Raw genomic sequence first — 20475 nt, forward strand, 5'->3', positions numbered from 1 at the left:
CCACCCGCTCACGGGCGCCCTCCTTTTTCGGGTTAGGAGGGCGCCCTTCTCTTTTCCCGCGCACACTCCCTGCGGCTCCCCGAGCACTCATTCCGCGGCGCGGCCGGCTTCCTCGAGCGCAGCGACCGCCACGCGGAGACTCGCGACCGGGTCGATCCCGTCCCGCACCGCTCCGGCGACGTCTTCCAGCATCGCGATCCCCCACGCCGGGTCCACCGCCCCCGCACCGTCGGCCGGCGTCGGTGCCGGCGACCCGACCGATGCCCGAGCGGTCCCCGTTCCGGGTGCCGCAGTTGACGTGGCGGACGCGCCGCGGGCCTCCCGGTCAGCGACCGAGCCGAACGCGGCGGACGCGGCAGACGCGGCAGACTCGACGGACTCGACGGACTCGACGGACGCGACGGGCGCGGTGGCCACGACCGACGCGACGGCCGTGTCGGCAGCACCGTGCTCCTCCAGGCGCTCCAGCAGCTTGACGGCCCGCTCCAGTGGCGGCATCGCACGCGGGACGCCGTCGAGGGCGCTCGTCCGGGCCGACTTCTCCGCCGCCTTCGCCGCGCGCCACACCCGGACCACGTCGTCGACGGTGTCCGCGGTCTCGTCGCCGAACACGTGCGGGTGTCGACGGACCATCTTGTCGCGGACCCCGGCGGCGACGTCCTCCAGGGTGAACTCCCCCGCGCGTTCGGCGATCCCGGCGTGCAGGACGACTTGGTACAGCACGTCGCCGAGCTCCTCGCGGACGTCGTCCGGGTCGCCGTCGTCGATGGCGTCGACGAGTTCGTAGGACTCCTCGACCGCGTAGCGCGCGAGCGTGGCGTGGGTCTGCGCACGGTTCCAGACGCAGCCCCCGTCCTCGGCGAGCAAACGGTCGACGACGGTGACGAGGTCCGGTACGGCGGTCATCGCGCCATCGTCTCACCGACGTATGCTGGTCGCGGTGTGTCGGGAAGTCTGGTCGACGGACTACCACCCGACCCCTCGAGACGGAGATCCATGTCGTCCCTCGTCCGCTCCCCCCGCTTCAGCGCCATCGCGCTCCTGACCGCCGCCGTGCTCGGCCTGGTCGTCGCGAACTCTCCGGTCGGCCCTGGCCTCGAACGGCTGCTCGACGCGCACCTGCCGCTCGGTGCCGTCGGCCTCGACCTGTCGATCGCGCACTGGATCAGCGACGGCCTGCTGGCGGTGTTCTTCCTGCTCGTCGCGATCGAGCTGAAGCAGGAGCTCGTCGACGGTGAGCTGTCGAACCCCAAGACCGCGATCATCCCCGCCATCGCGGCGGTCGGCGGCGTGCTCGTGCCGGCGGGCATCTTCCTGCTCGTCACCGCGGGCACGCAGTACACGCACGGCTGGCCGATCCCGACGGCGACCGACATCGCGTTCGCCCTCGGTGTCCTGGCGATGTTCGGTCGCGGACTGCCGAGCGGCATCCGGGTGTTCCTGCTGGCACTCGCCGTGCTCGACGACCTCATCGCGATCATCATCATCGCCGTCGTGTTCGCGCACGACACCGACTTCCTGGCCCTCGCCGGTGCCGTCGTCACGCTCGCGGTGTTCTGGCTGCTCGGCCGGATGCTCCGTCCGGGGCGCAACGGGCAGACGCTGCTCATCGTGGCGATGGTCGTGGTCGGGCTCCTCACGTGGTGGCTCGTCTACCACTCCGGCGTGCACGCCACGATCGCCGGCGTCGCGCTCGGGCTCGTGCTCCCTCGCCGTCCGGGCCACACCCTGCACGAGAACGTCGAGCCGTGGTCGAACGCGATCGTGCTGCCGGTGTTCGCGTTCGTCTCGGCCGCGGTGGTCATCCCCGCCGTCGGCATCAGCGAGCTCTCGCCCACGTTCTGGGCCGTCGTCATCGCGCTGCCGGTCGGCAAGGTCATCGGCATCACGCTGTTCGGCGTCGTGGCCACACGGCTCTTCCGTTCGCCAGGACGGTCGTCGTTGTCGTTCTTCTCGATCATCACCGTCGGGGTGCTCGGCGGGATCGGCTTCACGGTCTCGCTGCTCATGAACGAGCTCGCGTTCGCCCGGAGCGAGGAGATCCTCGACGAGGGCGTGCTCGCCGTGCTCGTCGGCTCGGGCATCGCGATCGTCGCGTCGGCGGTCGTGGTCACGCTGCGGGCCCGGGCGTACCGCGGGCGGCGCGAGCTGTCCGAGGCCGAGGCGACCGAGTAGCGGGGCGCGGTTCCGGGCGCGCACCACTTTTGCGACGATCCACGCGTCGATCGACGCGTGGATCGTCGCGAACAGCGTGTTCGCGGTGGACGCGCCCACGAGCGGACGGGAGGCACGGTGCCAGCCCGCACCGTGCCTCCCGTCCGTCGCCGCTCGCGACCACTGCACCCTTTACGCGGCCGACGCCTCCGCCGGCGTCGTCGCGCCGTACACGGCGGTGAGGATGCTCTCCACCCACTGGATCAGGGCGTCGTCCGGCAGCGCCTGGTCGTGCGGCCGCGGCATCGGGATGCTCGCCGCGTTCTGCTGCGGGAACCACTTCGCGCCCGGGAACATCCGCTTGAGCCGCACCTGCGACGAGTCGGCGAGCTCCTTGCCCGCCACGCGCAGGTTCGAGCCCATGACGACCACGTCGGACAGGCCGACCTGCTGCGCCATCCGACGCAGGCGGGAGACCTCGACCAGCGTCTGCACGGCCTGCGGCGGCTGCCCGTAGCGGTCGGTGAGCTCGTCGAGCACCATGTCGATGGCGTCCTGCTGGGCCGTCGGAGCCGAGGCCGCTGACAGCTTCTGGTACGCCTCGAGCCGGAGCCGCTCGGACTCGACGTAGTCCTCGGGGATGTGCGCGTCGACCGGGATCTCGAGTCGGAGCTCGGTCTGCCCCTCGGCCACGTCTCCGCGGAACTGCGAGACGGCTTCGCCGATCATCCGGAGGTACAGGTCGAACCCGACGCCCGCGATGTGCCCGGACTGCTCGCCGCCGAGCAGGTTGCCGGCGCCGCGGATCTCGAGGTCCTTCATGGCGACCTGCATGCCCGCGCCGAGCTCGTTGTTCGCCGCGATGGTCTCGAGGCGGTCCTGTGCGGTCTCGGACAGGGGCTTCTCGGAGTCGTACAGGAAGTACGCGTACCCGCGCTCGCGCCCTCGGCCGACACGACCGCGCAGCTGGTGGAGCTGCGACAGCCCGTACTTGTCGGCCTTGTCGATGATCAGCGTGTTCGCGTTCGCGATGTCGAGGCCGGTCTCGATGATCGTCGTCGACACGAGGACGTCGAACCGGCGCTCCCAGAAGTCGACCATGACCTGCTCGAGGGTGCTCTCTGACATCTGCCCGTGTGCCACGGCGATGCGGGCGTCCGGCACGATCTCGGCCAGGTGCGCGGCGACGCCCTGGATGTCCCGCACGCGGTTGTGCACGTAGAACACCTGGCCCTCGCGCAGCAGCTCGCGGCGGATCGCGGCGGCCACCTGCAGGTCGGACTGCGGCCCGACGAAGGTCAGGATGGGGTGGCGGTCCTCGGGTGGGGTGGCGAGGGTCGACATCTCGCGGATCCCGGTGACCGCCATCTCGAGCGAGCGTGGGATCGGGGTCGCCGACATCGCCAGGACGTCGACGTTCGTCTTGAACTTCTTCAGCTGGTCCTTGTGCTCGACACCGAACCGCTGCTCCTCGTCGATGATGACGAGCCCGACGTCCTTGAAGGTGATGCCCTGCGACAGGATCCGGTGGGTCGCGATGACGATGTCGACGGTGCCGTCGGCGAGCCCGGCGATGGTCTCCTTCGACTCCTTCTCGGACTGGAACCGGCTCAGGGCGCGCAGGTGCACGGGGAACCCGGCGAAGCGCTCCTGGAACGTCTCCATGTGCTGGCGGACGAGCAACGTCGTCGGCACGAGCATGACGACCTGCTTGCCGTCCTGCACCGCCTTGAACGCGGCGCGGATCGCGACCTCGGTCTTGCCGTAGCCGACGTCGCCCGAGAGCAGGCGGTCCATCGGGATGGGCCGCTCCATGTCCCGCTTGATCTCGTCGATCGTGGTGAGCTGGTCGGCCGTCTCGGCGAACGGGAACGCCTCTTCCAGCTCGCGCTGCCACGGGGTGTCCGGGCCGAACGCGTGCCCCTTCGACGCCATCCGCGCCGAGTACAGCTTCACCAGGTCGACGGCGATGTCGCGGACGGCCTTGCGGGCCTTCGACTTGGCGGCGGACCAGTCCGAACCGCCCATCTTCGACAGGGTCGGTGACTCGCCACCGACGTACCGCGAGAGCTGGTCGAGCTGGTCGGTCGGGACGAAGAGCTTGTCGCCGGGGTAGTTCCGCTTCGACGGCGCGTACTCGAGCACGAGGTACTCGCGCTGCGTCTTCACCGCGTTGCGGCCGCCGGAGCTGACCTCGCGGCTCACCAGTTCCACGAACTTGCCGATGCCGTGGGTCGCGTGCACGACGACGTCGCCCGGCTTGAGCTGCAGCGGGTCGACCACGTTCTTGCGACGGCTGGCGAGCTTCTTGACGGTGCGCGCGCCCTGCTGGACGCTCCGGCCGTAGAACTCCGCTTCGCTGAGCACGACGATGCGCGGATCCGGGATGGCGAAGCCGTGCTCGACGGTGGCCGTCGTGACGATGGCGACACCCGGTTCGGGAGGCGCGGGCAGGGCTTCGGCACGGGCTGCGACCCCGGCGTCGGCGAGGACCTGCACCGCCCGCTCGACCAGACCCTGGCCCTGGGCGGTCACCACGACCGCCCACCCGTCATCGGTGAGCGCCTTGACGTGCGCGATCGCGCCGTCGGCACTGCCCGCGAAGCTCGGTACTGCCTCGGCTCGGACGCGGATGTACTCCCCCGCCTCGGCTGCTGCCTCGGCGTCGGTGAGCACGCGCGCGGTGTCGCCTTCGTCGAGACCGGAGTCGAACGGTGACACCGTCCACCAGGTGCGCTGCCCACGGGTGTTCTTGAGCTGCTGCACCGTCAGGAAGTTGCCGGCGTCGAGGTCGATCGGTGCCTGGGCCCCGGCGACCGCGGCGCTCCACGCGGCCTGCAGGAACTCGGTGTTCGTCTCGGCCAGGCTGTTCGCGCGACCGTTCACCCGCTCGGGCGAGAACACCGCGATGGTGGCGTCCTCGGGCAAGTACGACGTCATCGGGACGAGGTCCTGCACGAGCGCGGGGGCGAGGGACTCCATGCCCTCGACCGGGATCCCCTCGGCGATCTTCGCGAGCATCTGGGACAGGTTCGGGAACTCGTGGAGCATCTCGCGCGCCCGCTGCCGGACGTCGTCGCTGAGCAGGAGTTCGCTCGAGGCGGTGAGTTCGACCGAGCCGAGGTCGTCCTCGGTCGTGCGCTGGTCGGCGACCGAGAACGCCTTGACGGCCTCGATCTCGTCGCCGAAGAAGTCGACGCGGACGGGGTGGTCCGCGGTGGGCGGGAAGACGTCGAGGATGCCGCCGCGCACCGCGAACTCACCGCGCCGCGTGACGAGGTCGACGCGGGCGTAGGCCATGTCGACCAGCTTCGCGGCGATGGCGGCCAGGTCGTTGCCGCGCGAGTCGGTGCGCAGCACGACGGGTGCGAGCGAGGTCAGGTTGGCGGCGATCGGCTGCAGCGCTGCGCGGACGCTCGCCACGACGATGGTGGTGCGGCGGTCGGCAGCGTCGGCAGCGGACCAGGACGCGAGCCTGCGGAGCGTCGCGATGCGGGTGCCGACGGTCTGGGCACTCGGGCTGAGGCGTTCGTGCGGCAGGGTCTCCCACGCCGGGAACTCGAGGACGTCGGCGTCGGGGACGTAGCTGCCGAGGGCGTCGCGGACCGCTTCGGCTTCACGCCCCGTCGCGGTGATGACGAGCACGCACTGCGGCCCGTTCCGCTCGGCGAGCAGCGCCCCGAGCAGTGGGACCCGCAGGCCGTCGACGACCGAGAAGTCGGCGTCACGAGGCGCGGCGCGGAGCACGCGATCGAACGCGGAGGCGCGCGAGAGCGCAGGGATGATGCCCGAGATCGTCACTCAGGAGATGGTACCGGCCCCCACCGACACCGCCCGCGTGGTGCGCGACGGGCGAACACGGCCGGGATCGACCAGCGCGGTCAGGACGGTGCGTGCACCCGCTGCTGCGCGGCGACGAGTCCGACCTCGGCGATCGCCTCGACCGCGTCTGCGGCGTCGGCCAGCAGGATGGGCAGCGACTTCTTCTCGGCTGCGGAGAAGTCACGCAGCACGTAGTCGGCGGGGTCCTGACGACCGGGCGGACGACCGATGCCGACCCGCACGCGCGTGAACTCGTTCGTGCCGGTGGCCTTGATGATGTCGCGCAGCCCGTTGTGCCCGCCGTGACCCCCGCTGCCCTTGAGGCGGACGGTGTCGAACGGCAGGTCGAGCTCGTCGTGCACGACGACGAGGTCGGCCGGGGTGGCGCTGTAGAACCCGAGGACCGACGAGACCGGTCCGCCCGAGGTGTTCATGAACGAGCCCGGCTTCGCCAGCACCAGGCGCGGACCGCCGGGCACCAGGCGCCCCTCGGCGACCTGGTTCGGCGTCTTGTGCTTCTTGAACCGCGCACCCATGCGGGACGCGAGTTCGTCGAGGACCATCTGGCCGACGTTGTGCCGGTTGCCGGCGTAGTCGGGCCCGGGGTTCCCGAGTCCGACCACGACCAGCGTTCGATCCGCCACAGCGTCGACCAGATGTCTTCGAAGGGGTGTTACTCGGAGTCGACCGGCTCGGAGCCGCCCTCGGCACCGGCTTCGGCACCGGCCTCGGCCGAGGCCTCGTCCGCAGCGTCGTCGTCAGCGGTGCCACGCGGGGTGACGATCTGCACGACGAGCGCCTCGCCGTCGGTCTCGAGCTCGGCACCCTCGGGGAGGGTCAGCTCGGCGGCGGTGATCTGCTTGCCGTCCTCGAGGCCCTCGACGTCGACGACGACGTGCTCCGGGATGTCGGTCGCGAGGACCAGCAGGGAGACGGTGTTCAGGTCCTGCACGTGGATCGTGCCGGAGAAGGACTCGCCCTCGATGACGACGGGCACGTCGACCGTGACCTTCTCGCCGCGGCGCAGGACCACGAGGTCGATGTGCTCGATGATCTGGCGCACCGGGTCACGCTGGACGTCCTTGACGAGGGCGAGCTGGGCCGCACCCTCGATGTCGAGGTCGACGACCGCGTTGGCGGTACGGACGAGCAGCATGGTCTCGTGACCGGGCAGCGAGATGTGCTTCGGCTCGGTGCCGTGGCCGTAGACCACTGCCGGGATCTTGTCGGCGGCGCGGAGCTTGCGCGCTGCACCCTTGCCGAACTTGGTGCGGACGTCCGCTGCGAGCTTCGTGTAGTCGGCCATGGTGCCTCCTGGTCTCGGGGGTCGACACCGGCGGTCCGGCATCGTGGGGGTCTGTGGTGTTGCAACTCGAACGCGTGCACGCGTGAGGAACGTTCCCTGGGCTGGGCCGGGTCTCCCACCGCGTCGATCACGGCCGCTGTCGCGGCCCTCGCCGAAGTCAATCACCGACTCTACCAGCACCCGCCGGGCGTGTCGTGCCTCAGTGCCCGGCGGCCACCGCCTCCTCCGGCACCTTGAGGAACGACAGCACCACGAAGGCGAGGACGTAGAGGCCGACGAACGTCCAGACCACGCCACCGGGGCCACCCCACGGCAGGACGGCGCTGACCACGGCGTTGCCGAGGAAGGTCGCACCGCCGGCCGCCGTGGCGTACATGGCCATCGCGGCACCCTGACGCTCCTCGCCTGCGAAGGCGGGGACGATCGCACCCATGGGTGTGAACCCGGCGAGCATGATGCCGAACACCGTCCCCGCGGCGGTGGCGAGCCAGAAGCCCCACTCGGAACCGGCCGGCACCAGGTGCGGGACGTACCACCAGGCCAGCAGCCCGATCGCCGAGGCGCCGATGCCGAACCACTTGACGGTGCGGATCCAGCCGATGCGGTCGCCGAGGGCGCCGAAGAAGGCGTTGAACAGGATGTTGCCGGCGTAGACGATCACCGTCATCGTGAGCCACTTCGACTGGCCCCAGCCGAGCTCGCTGCCGATGATCGCCGGCATGATCACGAACATGCCGAACTCGGGCGCCGTGTTGACGAGCCGGATCAGGACGGCGAGCAGGACCTTGGGGCGCGTGATGCAGACCTCGATGCCGCTGGCGATGACCCGTGCGGCGGAGTGCGAGCGCGGGGCGATGCGGCCGAGCCCGGTCCGCTCGTGCACGCCGAACCGGACGATCACCCAGCCGGCCACGACCAGGACGAGCGACAGGGCCATCGACCACGTCTCACCCGTGTGGCCGCCACCGAACGCGGGGATGCTGCCGATCGCGATGAGCGAGCCGAGCGTCGGCAGGCCGCCGGTGAAGACGACGTAGAACCAGCCGACGGCCGTGGCGTTCCGGTCGCGCGCCACGGTGTGGTTCACCCAGCAGAGGAACGAGAAGGCGAACAGCGGGAAGCCGAGTCCGCGCAGGAAGTACGTCAGGGCGATCAGCCCGACCGACCCGGTGGGCAGTGCCGCGAGGAACGCGACCTGGAACACCACCCACAGGACGGCCCCGATCGTCATGACGCGGCGCGGGCCCCACAGCTCGGAGAGCACGCCGGCGAAGTAGGACGCCACCAGGACGGCGACGCCGTAGATGCCGATCACCATCGCGGCGCTGTCCGTACCGCCCGAGCCGAGGGCCGCGGCGATGTGCGGGGCGATGAAGTTCGACTCGATGCCGTCGCCCGTCATGAAGACGAGGACACCGAGGAAGCCCCAGCGCAGCGGGTGCGGGATGCCGAGGCGGGCGGTGAAGCCCTCGCCCCCGGCAGACGGTGGTGCGGTGGAAGGTGGGGCGGTCGTCACGCCGTTCGGCGGGGTCAGGGTCGTGGTGCGGTTGGTGCGGGGTTCCGACATGTGTCGTCTCTCCTGGAGGGGCCCCGGAGTGCTCGACCCGGCATCGCGGCATGTCTCCGGGGTGCGCCGCGCGCCACGCACCCGACCGCCCGCGCAGTGGCTGCGGGCGGTCGGGGCGTCGGCGATGATGCGAGTCCTGTACCCGGGGCGCCCCGTGCTGATGCGGAGACGGATCCCGGCGGACCATCGCCGGCCCGAAGCATGGTGTCCGACGTTAGACCGCTCCAATACCGCTCGTCAAGAACGACAACTGTTGTGTAACGATCGGCGGTCGTGCCGCGCGGAGGTGGTCGTTCCGGGCGTAGTGGGTCGTTCCGGGCGTAGGTGGTCGTTCCTTTTGACCGAGTACGCCCGATTCGACCTTCCATCGCGCGCGTGATGGGAAGGAACGCTCCGCGAGGCTCAGCGACCGAGGCTGCGCCGGTGCTCCTGGGCGGCCGCCAGCAGCTCGCGGGCGTCGTTGCTCGTGGCCTCGGCGGCGTCGCGCGCCCGTTCGAGGGCCTCGATCTCCGCGGTCGCCCGATCGAGCTCGCGCTGCAGGTCGGCCCGGCGCTCCTCGGCCTGCTCGAGGTCCGCCTCCGCGGCGTCGAGTGCGGCATCGGCGTCGCGCGACTCGCTCCGGGCGGCGGTCTCCGCCTGGCGTGCGGCCTTCCGCTCAGCGGCCGGGTCACGCTTCGGCGCGGGCTGGGCGTCCGGCTCCGGTCCGTCCTGGGGTTCCGTCTCCGTCGACCGGGAGGCCCGGCTCGCCTTCCGCGCGCCCCTCGCCTGGGTGATCGGGATGGGTGGGGCATCGCTGCCGGACCAGGCGTCGGGCACCGCGTCCGGATCCGCGAGCGCCCCGTCCAGGTCGACCGCGTCGAACCCCACGCTCTCCAGCGGCGTCACGAGCAGCCCCGAACGCACGGCGGCTCCGGCGTGCGGGTCGGCCATCGCCGCCTCGATCGTCGCGCGCACCTGGTCGAGCACGGCAGACGTCGCGGGGTGTCCGGCGTCCGAGGCGAGGTCGGCGCCGGCCTGCGTCAACGCCTCGATCACCTCGGAGCGTTGCTGTCGGAGTGTCCGGATCGCTCCAGGGTCGGCGTCGGCCTGGGCCTTCCGGAGCGCCGGCCCGAGGTCGACCGCGTCGTCGAGGGCGCCGTCGTGCGCGAGCAGGTCCACGACCCACGCTGCCGGTGCGGGCTTCCGGAGCTTCCCGATCGCTGCCGCCAGGTCGCGGTCGTCCTTCCGGACCGCGCGCTGGCGGGCCGTGCGCTCGGCGACGAAGTCCCCCGGCGCGACGAGCAACAGCTCCCTGGCGACGTCCGCGAACCCCATGCCCCCAGCTTGCCCGCTACCAGTCGTGGACGGTGCCGTCGGCCAGACGGTTGAACGGCAGGTAGGCCTGCTCGTACGGGTACTTGCCGGCCTCGTCGACGTCGAGGCTGACCCCGAGGCCGGGCTCGTCACCGGGGTGCAGGTAGCCGTCGGTGAAGGTGAAGGTCTGCTGGAACACCTGGTTCGTCTGCGGCCCGTGCTGCATGTACTCCTGGATGCCGAAGTTGTGGATCGCCATCCCGAGGTGCATCTGGGCGGCCAGGCCGACGGGCGAGATGTCGGTCGGCCCGTGGAACCCGGACTTGATCTGGTACATCGCGGCGTAGTCCATCGTCTTCTTGAGCGGGGAGATGCCGCCCATGTGCGTGACGGCTCCGCGGACGTAGTCGATGAGCTGATCGCGGATGATGTCCTTGAAGTCCCAGATCGTGTTGAAGACCTCGCCGATCGCGAGCGGCGTGGTGGTGTGCTGCCGGACGAGCTTCAGTGCCTCTTGGTTCTCGGCGGGGGTGCAGTCCTCGAGCCAGAACAGGTCGTACGGCTCGAGGGACTTGCCGAGCTTGGCGGCCTGCAGCGGGGTCATCCGGTGGTGCCCGTCGTGCAGGAGCGGCAGTTCGGGTCCGAACTCGTTGCGGACGGCCTCGAACACGGTGGGCACGTGGCGCAGGTAGGCGCGGGTGTCCCAGTCCTCCATGGCGGGGAACGCTCCGCGCTGTGCCGGCTCGAAGTCGTACCGGACACCCTCGTTGCCCTCGGTGGTCTTGTTCGAGGCGATGCCGTAGATGCTCTCGAGGCCGGGGACGCCGGTCTGCACGCGGATCGAGCGGTAGCCCTCCTCCTGGTGCTCGCGGATCGAGTCGAACAGCTCGGGGAGTTCCTTGCCGGAGGCGTGCCCGTACGCCATCAGCCCGGTGCGGGATGCACCACCGAGCAGCTGGTACAGCGGCATGCCGGCGACCTTGGCCTTGATGTCCCAGAGCGCCATGTCGACGGACGCGATCGCCGCCATCGTGACCGGGCCGCGGCGCCAGTACGACGAGCGGTACAGGAACTGCCAGGCGTCCTCGATGCGGCTGGCGTCGCGGCCGATCAGCAGCGGCACGACGTGCTCGGACAGGTACGCGGCGACGCCGAGTTCGCGGCCGTTCAGCGTCGCGTCACCGAGGCCCGTGACACCGTCTGCGGTCGTGATCTTCAGCGTGACGAAGTTCCGGTTCGGGCTGGTGACGATCACCTCGGCACGCTCGATGAGCTGGCCGCGGTCGGCCGACGCCCACGTGTCCGGACGCCCGGAGGTGTGCCCGGTCGCCGCGCCGGTGTCGGCGGCGCCCGGCACCGGGGCCGCGGGGTTCGTGGTGGTGTCGGTCATGCGTGGACTCCTTCGTCGGTGCTCGTTCGGGCGGTGCTGGTGGTGGTGCGTGCGGCGGTGCTCGCCGCCCGGATGTCGTCGGCCGCCGCGGTGATCGCGTCGACCACGTCGGTGGTGTCGAGGTCGGGGGCGATGACGCGCAGCACGTCGCGCACGTCCGAGTCTGCCCCGGGGGCTCCGTCGTCGTCCACGAGGTCGGGCTGCGTCGTGACGTGGAGCCACCACGCGGCGATCGCGGTCGCGGCGCCGGGCCCGATGCCGGCGGACGGCTCACGCTCGAGTCGGTGCCGCACGACGTCGACGACCCGGACGGGCAGCTTCTGCGATCCACCGGAGGCGATCTGTCGCAGGGTGTGCCGGATGCGGGGGTTCTGGAACCGGTCCACCAGGGCGGCACGGGCGTCCGTGACTTCGTCGGCAGGCAGGGGCAGTTCGCGGGCGGCCTCGTCCCACAGCTGCTCGACGGCGGCACGGCACACCGGGTCGTCCACGGCCGCGGCGACGGTCTCGTGCCCGAGCTGGAGCCCGAGGTACGCGAGCAGCGAGTGCGAGCCGTTCAGCAGCCAGAGCTTCCGCTGCTCGTACGGGGTGACGTCGTCGACGATGCGCACGCCGGCGGTCTCCCACGCGGGGCGCTCGATCCCGTCGAAGGCGTCCTCGAGCACCCACTCCGCGAACGGCTCGGTGACGACGGGCACCCGGTCCCCGGCGAGCGCTCCCGGCAGGGCGGCGAGGCCCTCGACGTCGGCGTCGGTGGTCGCGGGGGTGATCCGGTCGACCATCGACGACGGGAACGAGACGTTCGCCTCGATCCACGCGCGCAGTCCGGGGTCGGTGGTGGCGCCCAGCACGGCCTCGCGCAGCACCGCGCCGTTGTGCGTGAGGTTGTCGAGGCTGACCAGCGCGATGCGCCCGCCGCCGGCCGTCCGCCGGGCGTCGAGCCCCGCGACCAACCGGGCGGGGACGTCGGAACCGGACCGGTAGCCCTGCTCGGTGACCGTCAGCGTGACGATGGTGGTCTCCGGGGACGCCACCACGTGCCTCCAGGCCGTGTCGTCGCTGCCCGGGTGGGCGGCCACGATCGTGTCGACCACCTCGGCGGCGTCGCCGGTCGCAGCACGCGTGACCAGCGTGTACCGGCAGTCCTGCGCGGTGAGGGCGTCCGCCGCCGCGGGCGAGCGGCCGGTGAAGGCCGTGATGCCCCACGGCTCCCCCGTGGTGTGGGCGGTGTACCAGGCGAGGTGGGCGCGCGCGAACGCACCCACCCCGAGGTGGACGATGCCGGGGCGGCGATCGGTCATGCCGACACCGGGACGAGGGAGCGCAGGTACGCCAGGTTGTCGGCGGTCCGGGCCTCGAGGGGCAGGTCGGTGGAGAAGTCCTCGATGGTGACCCAGCCGTCGTAGCCGACCTGGCGGAGGGCGTCGAGGTACTCGGAGACGGACGCCTGCCCGGTGCGCAGCGGTGCCCACTCGTTCTGCCAGATCGTGCTGCCGTCGGCGCGGGTGTCGCCGGTGTCGACCCAGCGGGCGTTCTTCACGTGGGCGTGCGCGAGGTACGGGCCGAGGAGCTCGAACGCGGCGAGGTGGTCCTCCTGGCCCTCGATGACCAGGTTGCCGAGGTCGTGGATGACGCCGATGTGCTCCGGGTCGAGGCCGTCGACGAGCCGCAGCGCCGCCGAGGCCGAGGGCGTGATCGTCATGTGGTGCAGCTCGACGAGCGCCTTGACGCCGAGCTCGGTCGCCCGGGTCACGGCCCACTCGAGGTCGGCGCGGGTGCGGTCGAAGATCTGCCCGTACGTCTCGCCGGTGCGTTCCTTCTCCTGCCGGTACATCGGCATCGAGATCCGGACCTGGCGGGCGCCGAGCTCGCTCGTGACGCGGAGCATCGTCTCGACGCCCTCGTGGTCCGACGCCTGCTGGTACCCGCCGATGCCGGAGTACTCGAGGCCGGCGGCGTCGGTGATCCGCGCGATCTCGCCGACCTGGTCCTGGATGCCGGTGAACTGCCACGTGGAGTTGTTGCCGGCCCAGAACGAGCGACCGGCGGGCACGACGGTGCCGTCCGCGGGGCGGTCGTCGACGATGCGCCACTCGACGCCGTCCCAACCCTGCTCGGCCAGCGTCGAAGCGGCCTGCGACGGGGTCCAGTCGGGGGTGGAGGCGGTGAACACGGAGAACTTCATCGGGTGGCTCCTTCGGTGGCGGTGTCGGACGCTGCTGCAGCGCCCACCACGGGCACCACGTCGTCGTACTTGCCCTCGATCACGTCGTCGATCCGGACGGGCTGCCCGAGCGTCGCGCTGACGTACAGCCCGCGGACGGTGGCGAGCGACACGAGGGCCGCGTCGACGGTCACGCCGGGCGCACGGCCCTCGCGGATCGCAGCCACGATGTCGGTGTACTGCCGACCGTGCCCTGCGGCGAAGTGGTCGGGCTCGGCAGGGCCGCCGACGACGTGCTCCGGCGGGACGACGTCGTCCTTCTGGTCGACCGCGCCCGCGACCGCCGAGGCGTTCGAGGTGGTCGACGCGGACTCGAGGGTCGCGGCGTCGGGTGCGATGTGGAAGTAGGCCAGGCGGTCGTCGTCGACGATCGCCGACCCGTGCGTGCCGTACACGGCGTAGCGGGCGGAGAGGCCCGGGTACGCGGCGGTCGTGCAGTGGATGACACCGAGCGCGCCGCCGGCGAACCGGACGGTGGCGACGGCGGTGTCCTCGACCTCGATGCGGTCGTGCGCGAGCAGCCCGGTCTGGGCCGAGATCTCGACCGGACGGCCGAGTGCCCAGACGAGCAGGTCGACGGTGTGCACGCCCTGGTTCATCACGGCGCCACCACCGTCGAGCGCCCAGGTGCCGCGCCAGTCGCCGGAGTCGTAGTAGCCCTGCGACCGGTACCAGGCGACGCTCGCCAGGCCGGAGGTCACGGTGCCGAACCCGCCGTCGTGGGCGGCTGCCGCGACGGCAGCCGAGGCCGGGTCGAAGCGGTGCTGGCTGATGACGCTCGTGACGAGTCCACGGTCGCGTGCCGCTGCGGCGAGCGCGGCGATCTCCCGGGCCCGGGGCATCGTGGTGTCGAGGGGCTTCTCGATGACGACGTGCTTGCCGGCGGCCAGGGCGGCCTCGGCGAGCTGCACGTGCATGCCGGACGGCGAGCAGATCGCGACGACGTCGATGTCGGTCTGCGCGATCGCTTCCTCGATGGTGGACGTCGTGACGGGGCGGGTGACGCCCATCGCCTCGATCTCGTCGGCGGCGCTCGTGGCGGCGGCGGGGATCGCGTCGACGAGGGCGACGACCTGCAGGTCCGGGTGGTGGACGGCGACCGTGGCGTGGTGGCGTCCGATGACGCCGGCGCCGACGACTGCCAACTTCAGTGGGGTGGTCATCGCAGGGTGACTCCGATCTGGTCGGTGAGGGTGCGGAGGGCACGACCGGCACGACCGAAGGCCGCGGGGCCGGAGAACCCGCCGAGGGAGGTGAAGTCGCTGAGGTGCGGCTCGAGCGAGGCGTAGCCGGAGTACCCGGCGTCGCGCAGCGCGGTGAGGGTCTGCAGCAGTTCGCCGTCGCCCTCGCCCGCGGGGACCACCGACGAGTCGGCGGCCAGGGCGTCCTTGACCTGCAGGTAGTCGACGTAGGGCGCGAGCTGCGCCCACCCGCCGGTGAACGGCTTGACGCCGCACTGCACGTAGTTCGCGTTGTCCCAGGCCAGTCGGAGCGCTGGCGACCCGACGCTCTCGACGATGTCGAGCACGCGCGAGGGGACGTCGCCGTAGATGTCCTTCTCGTTCTCGTGCAGCAGGGTGACGCCCTCGCGTGCGGCGAGGTCGGCCAGGGCGCGCATCCGGACGAGGACGTCGTCGCGGACGTCCTCCGGCTGCCGGCCCTCGAAGTAGAACGAGAAGATCCGGATGTTCGTGGTGCCGAGGGCGTGCGCGGCGGCGATCGCGCGACCGAGCCGTCCGACCTCGTGCTCGACGGGCTCGTCGACCGAGACCTTGCCGATCGGCGAGGCGATGGCGGACACGGTCTGTCCGCGCTCCTCGAGCAGGCGGTGGAGTCCGGCGAGCTGGTCCTCGTCGAGGTCGACGACGTTCACGCCCCAGGCGCTGCGGACCTCGATGGCGCTCGCGCCGAGCGCCTGCAGGACCGCGACCTGGACGACGGGGTCTGAGTCGATCTCGTCGCCGAAGCCGGAGAGTTCCCACGTGGGCTGGTCGGTCATGGTGTCCTTTCGTGTCGGACGGGAGGCGCGTGGCGGGGCCGCCACGGGCCTCCAGTCCGGTTCTGGGTTGCGGTGACTGCCGCGCTCACTTGACGGAGCCGGCCGTCAGACCGCCCACCAGGTAGCGCTGGAAGATGAGGTACAGGGCGACGACCGGCACGGCGCAGACGATCGAGGCGGCCATCATCTGGCCGTAGATCGGGACAGCACCGCCCTCTTGCGCGGTGCCGAGCACCTGCAGGACCACGGCCACCGTCCGGGTGTTCGGGGTCGTCATGATCGTGGAGAACAGGACGTCGTTCCAGCCGAGCAGGAAGGCGAAGATCGCCGAGACGACGATGCCGGGCCACGACAGCGGCAGGACGATCTTCGTCAGGATCTTCGTGCTCGAGGCGCCGTCGATGCGGGCGGCCTCCTCGAGTTCCTTGGGCAGACCACGCAGGTAGGTGACCATGACCCAGGTCGAGAACGGCAGGGCGAACGTCAGGTAGGTGACGAACAGACCCCAGCGGGTGCCGATGATCTGCACGCCCGTGGCACTGGCGATGTTCGAGAACACCACGAACACGGGCAGCAGCAGGAGCGTGCCGGGGATCGACTGCAGCGCGAGGAGCCCACGCAGGATGGTCAGGCGACCGAGGAACCGGAACCGGACCAGCACGTACGCGGTGGACACGGCGAGCGCCGCACTCGCGATGGCGACCGCGCCGGCGGTGAGCATCGAGTTGACCAGCCCCTCGCCGAGGGCGACCGTGGACCAGATCTCGACGTAGTTCGACAGCGTGAACTCGGACGGGAAGTACTCGCCGCGGGCGACCGCGACGTCCGAGTTCACCGAGCCGAACAGGATGTACAGGACCGGGACGGCGATGAACGCGATGATGATCCCGATCACCACGATGAGCAGCCAGCGGGGCAGGAGCCGGGTGACGTCGGTGTCGTAGGGGCGTTTGTGGCGTCGACCGGGTGCGGTGATGCTCTCGGTCAAGGTCGACGTCGGGCGGGTCCGGGTGGTGCCGGCGAAGGATGTGCTCTGGGCGCTCATGCGCGTGCTCCGTCGATGTCGGCGGCGGTCGGGGCGGCGGCGAGCGTGGCGCGGTCGGCGCGGCGCTGCTTCCGGTTGGGGCCCGCGTCGTCACCGGTGTCGAGCTTGACGGCTCGCAGGTAGACGAACAGCGGGATGGCGACGATCACGAGGGAGCAGATCGCCATGGCCGCGGACAGACCGAAGCGGAACGACTGGAAGCTCGCGATGTACGTCAGGACGGGCATGACCTCGACGCTCGACGGCAGCGGGATGCCGAACAGCACGAACGGCAGGGTGAAGTTGTTGATGTTGTGCAGGATCGCGATGATCACCGCCAGGCTGAGCGGCCCGCGCAGGTACGGGAAGATGATGTAGCGCAGCTTCGCCCACCAGGTCACCCCGTCGAGCGCGGCGGCCTCGTGCACCTCGTTGTCCACGGCCTGCAGTCCGGCCAGCGACAGCAGGTAGACGAACGGCCAGCTCGTCCAGATCATCACGCCGGCCAGCGCCCAGTACGACGCGGAGCCGTTGAGCCAGAGCACGTCGGTGTGCAGGATCGAGTTCACGACGCCCTGCGGCTGCAGCATCGTGCGGAAGAACGTGCCGACGACGAACGCGGGCAGCACGTAGGGGATCAGGTAGATCGACCGGACGAGGCCGCGACCCGGGAACCGGTTCTGCGTCGAGATCGCCGCCGCGACGCCGATCGGCACGGTGACCGCGGTGACCAGGACGGACAGCGACACCGAGATCCAGATCGAGTGGAGCAGGGGCGAGTTCGTGAAGGCCTCGGTGAAGTTCGCGAAGCCGATGAAGGGGGCGCTGAACCACTGCCGCAGCGTGTACTGGTCCAGGTCGAGCATCGCGATGTAGAAGCCCACCAGGAGTGGCACCACGATGACGGCGAGCATGAGGACCCCACCGGGGATGAGCATCCAGAGCGGACGCTCCTTCTTGTACAGCGGCGTCGTGCCGTGCGGGCGGACCGTCTGCTCCGTGCGCTGCGGCGGTCTGGTCTGGGTGCTGGTCATCACAGACCTCCGTTCTTCTGACGGTCGAGGGTGGACTGGGCGTCCTTCTGGGCGTCCTGCAGACGCTTGCGGAGCTGGTCGTCGGTGACCTCGCCGCTCTTGAGCGACGGGATCGACTGCACGACCACGTCGACCAGGGCGAGCTGGATGTCGGACCAGGCGCCGGTGAAGGCGGTGGGCTTCGACAGGCGGCCCGCGTCGATGATCGGCTTGAGCTGCGGGTTGTCGGCGGCCAGGTCGGCGGCGGCGGACGCGTTGGTCGGCAGGTTGCCGAACAGGTCGTAGTACTCGAGCTGCGCCTTCGGTGCGCTGAGCTGCTTGACGAAGTCGAAGGACAGCTGCTGCTTGGTGCCGTAGTCGGCCACCACCCAGTTGTCGCCGGACAGGATGCTCGCGGCCTCGATGCCGTCGGCCGGGCGCTCGCTGGCCCCCGGCGGGACGGTGGGGAGCAGGGCGAACTCGTACTTGCCGTCGACCTTGGTGTCCTTGAACGAGTTGATCGCGGTGGTGGTCGTCATCGGGAAGAACGCGGCCTTGCCCTCGGTGAACTGGGCCAGGGCCTGCGCGTTGTTCCAGCCGATCGCGGCCTTGTCGACGACGCCGTCCTTCGTGACCCAGTCGAAGTAGGTCCGGTACGCGTTCTCGACGGCGTCGCTGTCGATCTCGGCCTTCGAGCCGTCGACGATGGTGTTGCCGGCGTTCTGCGCCATGCCCCACACGAACTTCCACGGGTCGAAGCCGTCGGCGTAGGCGATCGCCAGGCCGTGCCGTCCGTCACCGGTGGTGGCCTTCGCGTCCTCGGTCAGCTCGTCCCACGTGGTCGGCATGTCGGTGATGCCGGCCTTCGCGAGGAGGTCCTTGTTGACGGCCATCACGAACGGACGGCTGGCGAACGGGATCCCGATCTGCTTCGAGTCGCTCGGACCCGAGATGCCGAACGAGGCCGGGTCGAACTGGTCCTTGCCGCCGATGGCCTGCCACTCCTTCGATCCCATCTCGACGAAGGCACCGGTGGCGTAGGCGGTCGGGGTGAACGTGGTGCCGATGGCGTAGACGTCGGGGCCCTGGCCGGAGATGACGCTGGTCTGGATCGCGGTCAACTCCTCCTGCGCGGACGAGTAGGTCTCCCACTGGATGTCCGCACCGGTGGTGCGCTTGAACTCGGCAGCGGTGTCCTGCTGCCACTGCTTGCGCTCCTTGGGGTACGTGGTGTCCGCGCCCATCATCACGCGGAGGGTGTTCGGGTCGTCGCCGCTGCCGTTCACGACGGCGCAGCCCTGCAGGGAGAGAGCGGCGAGGGCGATCACCGCGACGGCACCGACGAGGGTGCGGGGCTTCAGCCGTGTTCTGTTCATCCGGGGGCTTCCTCCTCGAGACCTCCTCCGGGCGGCGCTGCCCGGTGGCACCACTGTTCCGCCGTTGGCAACATCCGGCAACCGGTTGCCACTTGTTGCCAGACGCGAATACGTTCGGCCACGTGAGCGACACAGACATCGACGTCTCCGGCGCCGGCAGCGGCTTCGGTACGCGATCCGACGCGAGCGCCGACACGAGCGCCGGCGCCGGCTTCAGCGCCGCCCGGCGCGTGACCATCCGGGACATCGCCGACGCGACCGGCGTGGCCCCGTCGACCGTGTCCCGCGCGCTCTCGCTGCCCGACCGCGTGAACCACACCACGCAGGAGCGCATCCAACGCGCGGCCCGCGAACTCGGCTACGTCGCCAACTCGCAGGCACGCGCCCTGACGTCCGGCCGCACCCGGGCCGTCGCCGTGCTCGTCTCCGACATCACGAACCCGTTCTACTTCGACGTCATCCGCGGTACGCAGCACCAGCTCGCCGGCGCCGGGTGGACGCAGTTGCTCGTCGACACCGAGGAGTCCGCCGACGCCGAGCTCGCCACCCTGAGCTCGATCGGCGCGAAGGCCGACGGCGTCGTCCTCACCGCCTCACGGCTGTCCGACGCCCAGATCGCCCGGTTCGCCGAACGGATCCCCCTCGTCGTCGTCAACCGTCGCCCCGCCGGGGTGCCCTCGGTGCTCATCGACACCCCCGGCGGCGTCGAGCAGGCCGTGCAGCACCTCGTCTCCCTGGGCCACCGCGACGTGCTCTACGTCGCCGGTCCGGACAGCTCGTGGTCGAACGAACGCCGGTGGAAGGCGCTCGTGCGCGTCGCGAAGCGCCTCGGGGTCCGCGTCGCCCGCATCGGGCCGCACGCGCCGTTCGTCGACTCCGGAGCCGCAGCCGCCGACGCCGCCGTGCACGCCGGGGCCACGGCCTGCATCGCCTTCAACGACCTGATCGCGATCGGCATGCTCGCGCGGCTGCGGGAACGGGGCGTCCGCGTCCCCGAGGACATGAGCATCGTCGGCTGCGACGACATCTTCGGTGCCGACTTCTGCAACCCGCCGCTCACCACCATGACCTCGCCGATCGAACGCGCCGGCCGGGTCGCGATCCGGATGCTGCTCGGCCGGCTCGGTGCGATCCCCGCCGACGAGCTGCCCGGTGAGCACATGACCGGCGCCGTCGCACTGCCCACCCACCTGACCGTCCGGGAGTCGACGGGTCCCGCGCCCGCCTGACACTGGCGCACACCCTTCCCCGCCGTTCTCCCGTTCCCCGCCGTCCCGGCCGTTCCCCGAAGGAGTCGATGATGACCC

The 20475-nt window shown here is 70.8% G+C and carries 16 protein-coding genes; 2 read left to right on the forward strand and 14 right to left on the reverse strand.

Features of this window, described 5'->3' with window-relative positions; all coding sequences use genetic code 11:
- Window positions 1–87 precede the first annotated feature (87 nt).
- Window positions 88–906 (reverse strand): MazG family protein, encoded by an 819-nt coding sequence (locus GVL05_RS15095; RefSeq protein ID WP_159573642.1) that lies wholly within the window; start codon window positions 904–906, stop codon window positions 88–90.
- Window positions 907–996: 90 nt separating this feature from the next.
- Here GVL05_RS15095 and nhaA point away from each other — a divergent pair, with 90 nt between their 5' ends.
- Window positions 997–2175, forward strand: a complete 1179-nt coding sequence (nhaA, locus tag GVL05_RS15100) for a Na+/H+ antiporter NhaA (RefSeq protein ID WP_159573643.1) — start codon at window positions 997–999, stop codon at window positions 2173–2175.
- Between the two features lie 171 nt (window positions 2176–2346).
- Here the strand turns inward: nhaA and mfd are convergent, their stop codons facing one another.
- The 13 genes from mfd to GVL05_RS15165 all read right to left on the reverse strand — a co-directional run bounded on the left by mfd (window position 2347) and on the right by GVL05_RS15165 (window position 19168).
- Entirely contained in the window at window positions 2347–5955 is a 3609-nt protein-coding gene (gene mfd, locus GVL05_RS15105; protein ID WP_159573644.1) for a transcription-repair coupling factor, read from the reverse strand.
- Window positions 5956–6035: 80 nt separating this feature from the next.
- Window positions 6036–6620: an aminoacyl-tRNA hydrolase gene (gene pth, locus GVL05_RS15110; RefSeq protein WP_123673012.1), complete on the reverse strand. Its 585-nt coding sequence runs from the start codon at window positions 6618–6620 to the stop codon at window positions 6036–6038.
- Window positions 6621–6649: 29 nt separating this feature from the next.
- Window positions 6650–7282: a 50S ribosomal protein L25/general stress protein Ctc gene (locus tag GVL05_RS15115; RefSeq protein ID WP_123294728.1), complete on the reverse strand. Its 633-nt coding sequence runs from the start codon at window positions 7280–7282 to the stop codon at window positions 6650–6652.
- A 199-nt stretch (window positions 7283–7481) separates the two neighbouring features.
- Window positions 7482–8849 (reverse strand): RbtT/DalT/CsbX family MFS transporter, encoded by a 1368-nt coding sequence (locus GVL05_RS15120; RefSeq protein WP_159573645.1) that lies wholly within the window; start codon window positions 8847–8849, stop codon window positions 7482–7484.
- 402 nt (window positions 8850–9251) lie between these two features.
- On the reverse strand, window positions 9252–10163 hold the full coding sequence (locus tag GVL05_RS15125) for a hypothetical protein (protein ID WP_159573646.1): 912 nt from the start codon (window positions 10161–10163) through the stop codon (window positions 9252–9254).
- 16 nt (window positions 10164–10179) lie between these two features.
- A complete protein-coding gene (gene manD / locus GVL05_RS15130) occupies window positions 10180–11532 on the reverse strand; it encodes a D-mannonate dehydratase ManD (RefSeq protein ID WP_228504708.1) in 1353 nt (450 codons plus the stop codon).
- A complete protein-coding gene (locus GVL05_RS15135) occupies window positions 11529–12833 on the reverse strand; it encodes a mannitol dehydrogenase family protein (protein ID WP_159573647.1) in 1305 nt (434 codons plus the stop codon). The genes manD and GVL05_RS15135 overlap by 4 nt, the downstream gene beginning before the upstream one ends.
- The gene (locus GVL05_RS15140) at window positions 12830–13717 is read right to left on the reverse strand and encodes a sugar phosphate isomerase/epimerase (protein WP_159573648.1); all 888 of its coding nucleotides are present in this window, start codon (window positions 13715–13717) and stop codon (window positions 12830–12832) included. The genes GVL05_RS15135 and GVL05_RS15140 overlap by 4 nt, the downstream gene beginning before the upstream one ends.
- On the reverse strand, window positions 13714–14919 hold the full coding sequence (locus tag GVL05_RS15145) for a Gfo/Idh/MocA family protein (RefSeq protein WP_159573649.1): 1206 nt from the start codon (window positions 14917–14919) through the stop codon (window positions 13714–13716). Before GVL05_RS15145 ends, GVL05_RS15140 begins: the two co-directional genes overlap by 4 nt.
- Complete coding sequence (locus tag GVL05_RS15150) at window positions 14916–15755, reverse strand: sugar phosphate isomerase/epimerase (protein WP_159573650.1); 840 nt, start codon at window positions 15753–15755, stop codon at window positions 14916–14918. The genes GVL05_RS15145 and GVL05_RS15150 overlap by 4 nt, the downstream gene beginning before the upstream one ends.
- 85 nt (window positions 15756–15840) lie before the next feature.
- Window positions 15841–16800 carry a carbohydrate ABC transporter permease gene (locus tag GVL05_RS15155; RefSeq protein WP_194672005.1) on the reverse strand — a complete coding sequence of 320 codons (960 nt, stop codon included), beginning with the start codon at window positions 16798–16800 and terminating at the stop codon, window positions 15841–15843.
- Window positions 16797–17813, reverse strand: a complete 1017-nt coding sequence (locus GVL05_RS15160; protein ID WP_123294721.1) for a carbohydrate ABC transporter permease — start codon at window positions 17811–17813, stop codon at window positions 16797–16799. The genes GVL05_RS15155 and GVL05_RS15160 overlap by 4 nt, the downstream gene beginning before the upstream one ends.
- Entirely contained in the window at window positions 17813–19168 is a 1356-nt protein-coding gene (locus tag GVL05_RS15165) for an ABC transporter substrate-binding protein (RefSeq protein WP_131878202.1), read from the reverse strand. Before GVL05_RS15165 ends, GVL05_RS15160 begins: the two co-directional genes overlap by 1 nt.
- Window positions 19169–19398: 230 nt before the next feature.
- Between GVL05_RS15165 and GVL05_RS15170 the strand changes: the two genes are divergently transcribed.
- Window positions 19399–20397 carry a LacI family DNA-binding transcriptional regulator gene (locus GVL05_RS15170; protein WP_111084911.1) on the forward strand — a complete coding sequence of 333 codons (999 nt, stop codon included), beginning with the start codon at window positions 19399–19401 and terminating at the stop codon, window positions 20395–20397.
- Window positions 20398–20475 lie beyond the last annotated feature (78 nt).

Origin of the sequence: Curtobacterium sp. 18060, from assembly GCF_902706105.1 — a bacterium.
Classification (GTDB): domain Bacteria; phylum Actinomycetota; class Actinomycetes; order Actinomycetales; family Microbacteriaceae; genus Curtobacterium.

Coding starts and splice junctions, on each gene's coding strand:
- GVL05_RS15095 (WP_159573642.1), bottom strand. CDS start 906: ATGACCGCCGTACCGGACCTCGTCACCGTCGTCGACCGTTTGCTCGCC.
- nhaA (WP_159573643.1), top strand. CDS start 997: ATGTCGTCCCTCGTCCGCTCCCCCCGCTTCAGCGCCATCGCGCTCCTG.
- GVL05_RS15115 (WP_123294728.1), bottom strand. CDS start 7,282: ATGGCCGACTACACGAAGCTCGCAGCGGACGTCCGCACCAAGTTCGGC.
- GVL05_RS15120 (WP_159573645.1), bottom strand. CDS start 8,849: ATGTCGGAACCCCGCACCAACCGCACCACGACCCTGACCCCGCCGAAC.
- GVL05_RS15125 (WP_159573646.1), bottom strand. CDS start 10,163: ATGGGGTTCGCGGACGTCGCCAGGGAGCTGTTGCTCGTCGCGCCGGGG.
- manD (WP_228504708.1), bottom strand. CDS start 11,532: ATGACCGACACCACCACGAACCCCGCGGCCCCGGTGCCGGGCGCCGCC.
- GVL05_RS15135 (WP_159573647.1), bottom strand. CDS start 12,833: ATGACCGATCGCCGCCCCGGCATCGTCCACCTCGGGGTGGGTGCGTTC.
- GVL05_RS15140 (WP_159573648.1), bottom strand. CDS start 13,717: ATGAAGTTCTCCGTGTTCACCGCCTCCACCCCCGACTGGACCCCGTCG.
- GVL05_RS15145 (WP_159573649.1), bottom strand. CDS start 14,919: ATGACCACCCCACTGAAGTTGGCAGTCGTCGGCGCCGGCGTCATCGGA.
- GVL05_RS15150 (WP_159573650.1), bottom strand. CDS start 15,755: ATGACCGACCAGCCCACGTGGGAACTCTCCGGCTTCGGCGACGAGATC.
- GVL05_RS15155 (WP_194672005.1), bottom strand. CDS start 16,800: ATGAGCGCCCAGAGCACATCCTTCGCCGGCACCACCCGGACCCGCCCG.
- GVL05_RS15160 (WP_123294721.1), bottom strand. CDS start 17,813: ATGACCAGCACCCAGACCAGACCGCCGCAGCGCACGGAGCAGACGGTC.
- GVL05_RS15165 (WP_131878202.1), bottom strand. CDS start 19,168: ATGAACAGAACACGGCTGAAGCCCCGCACCCTCGTCGGTGCCGTCGCG.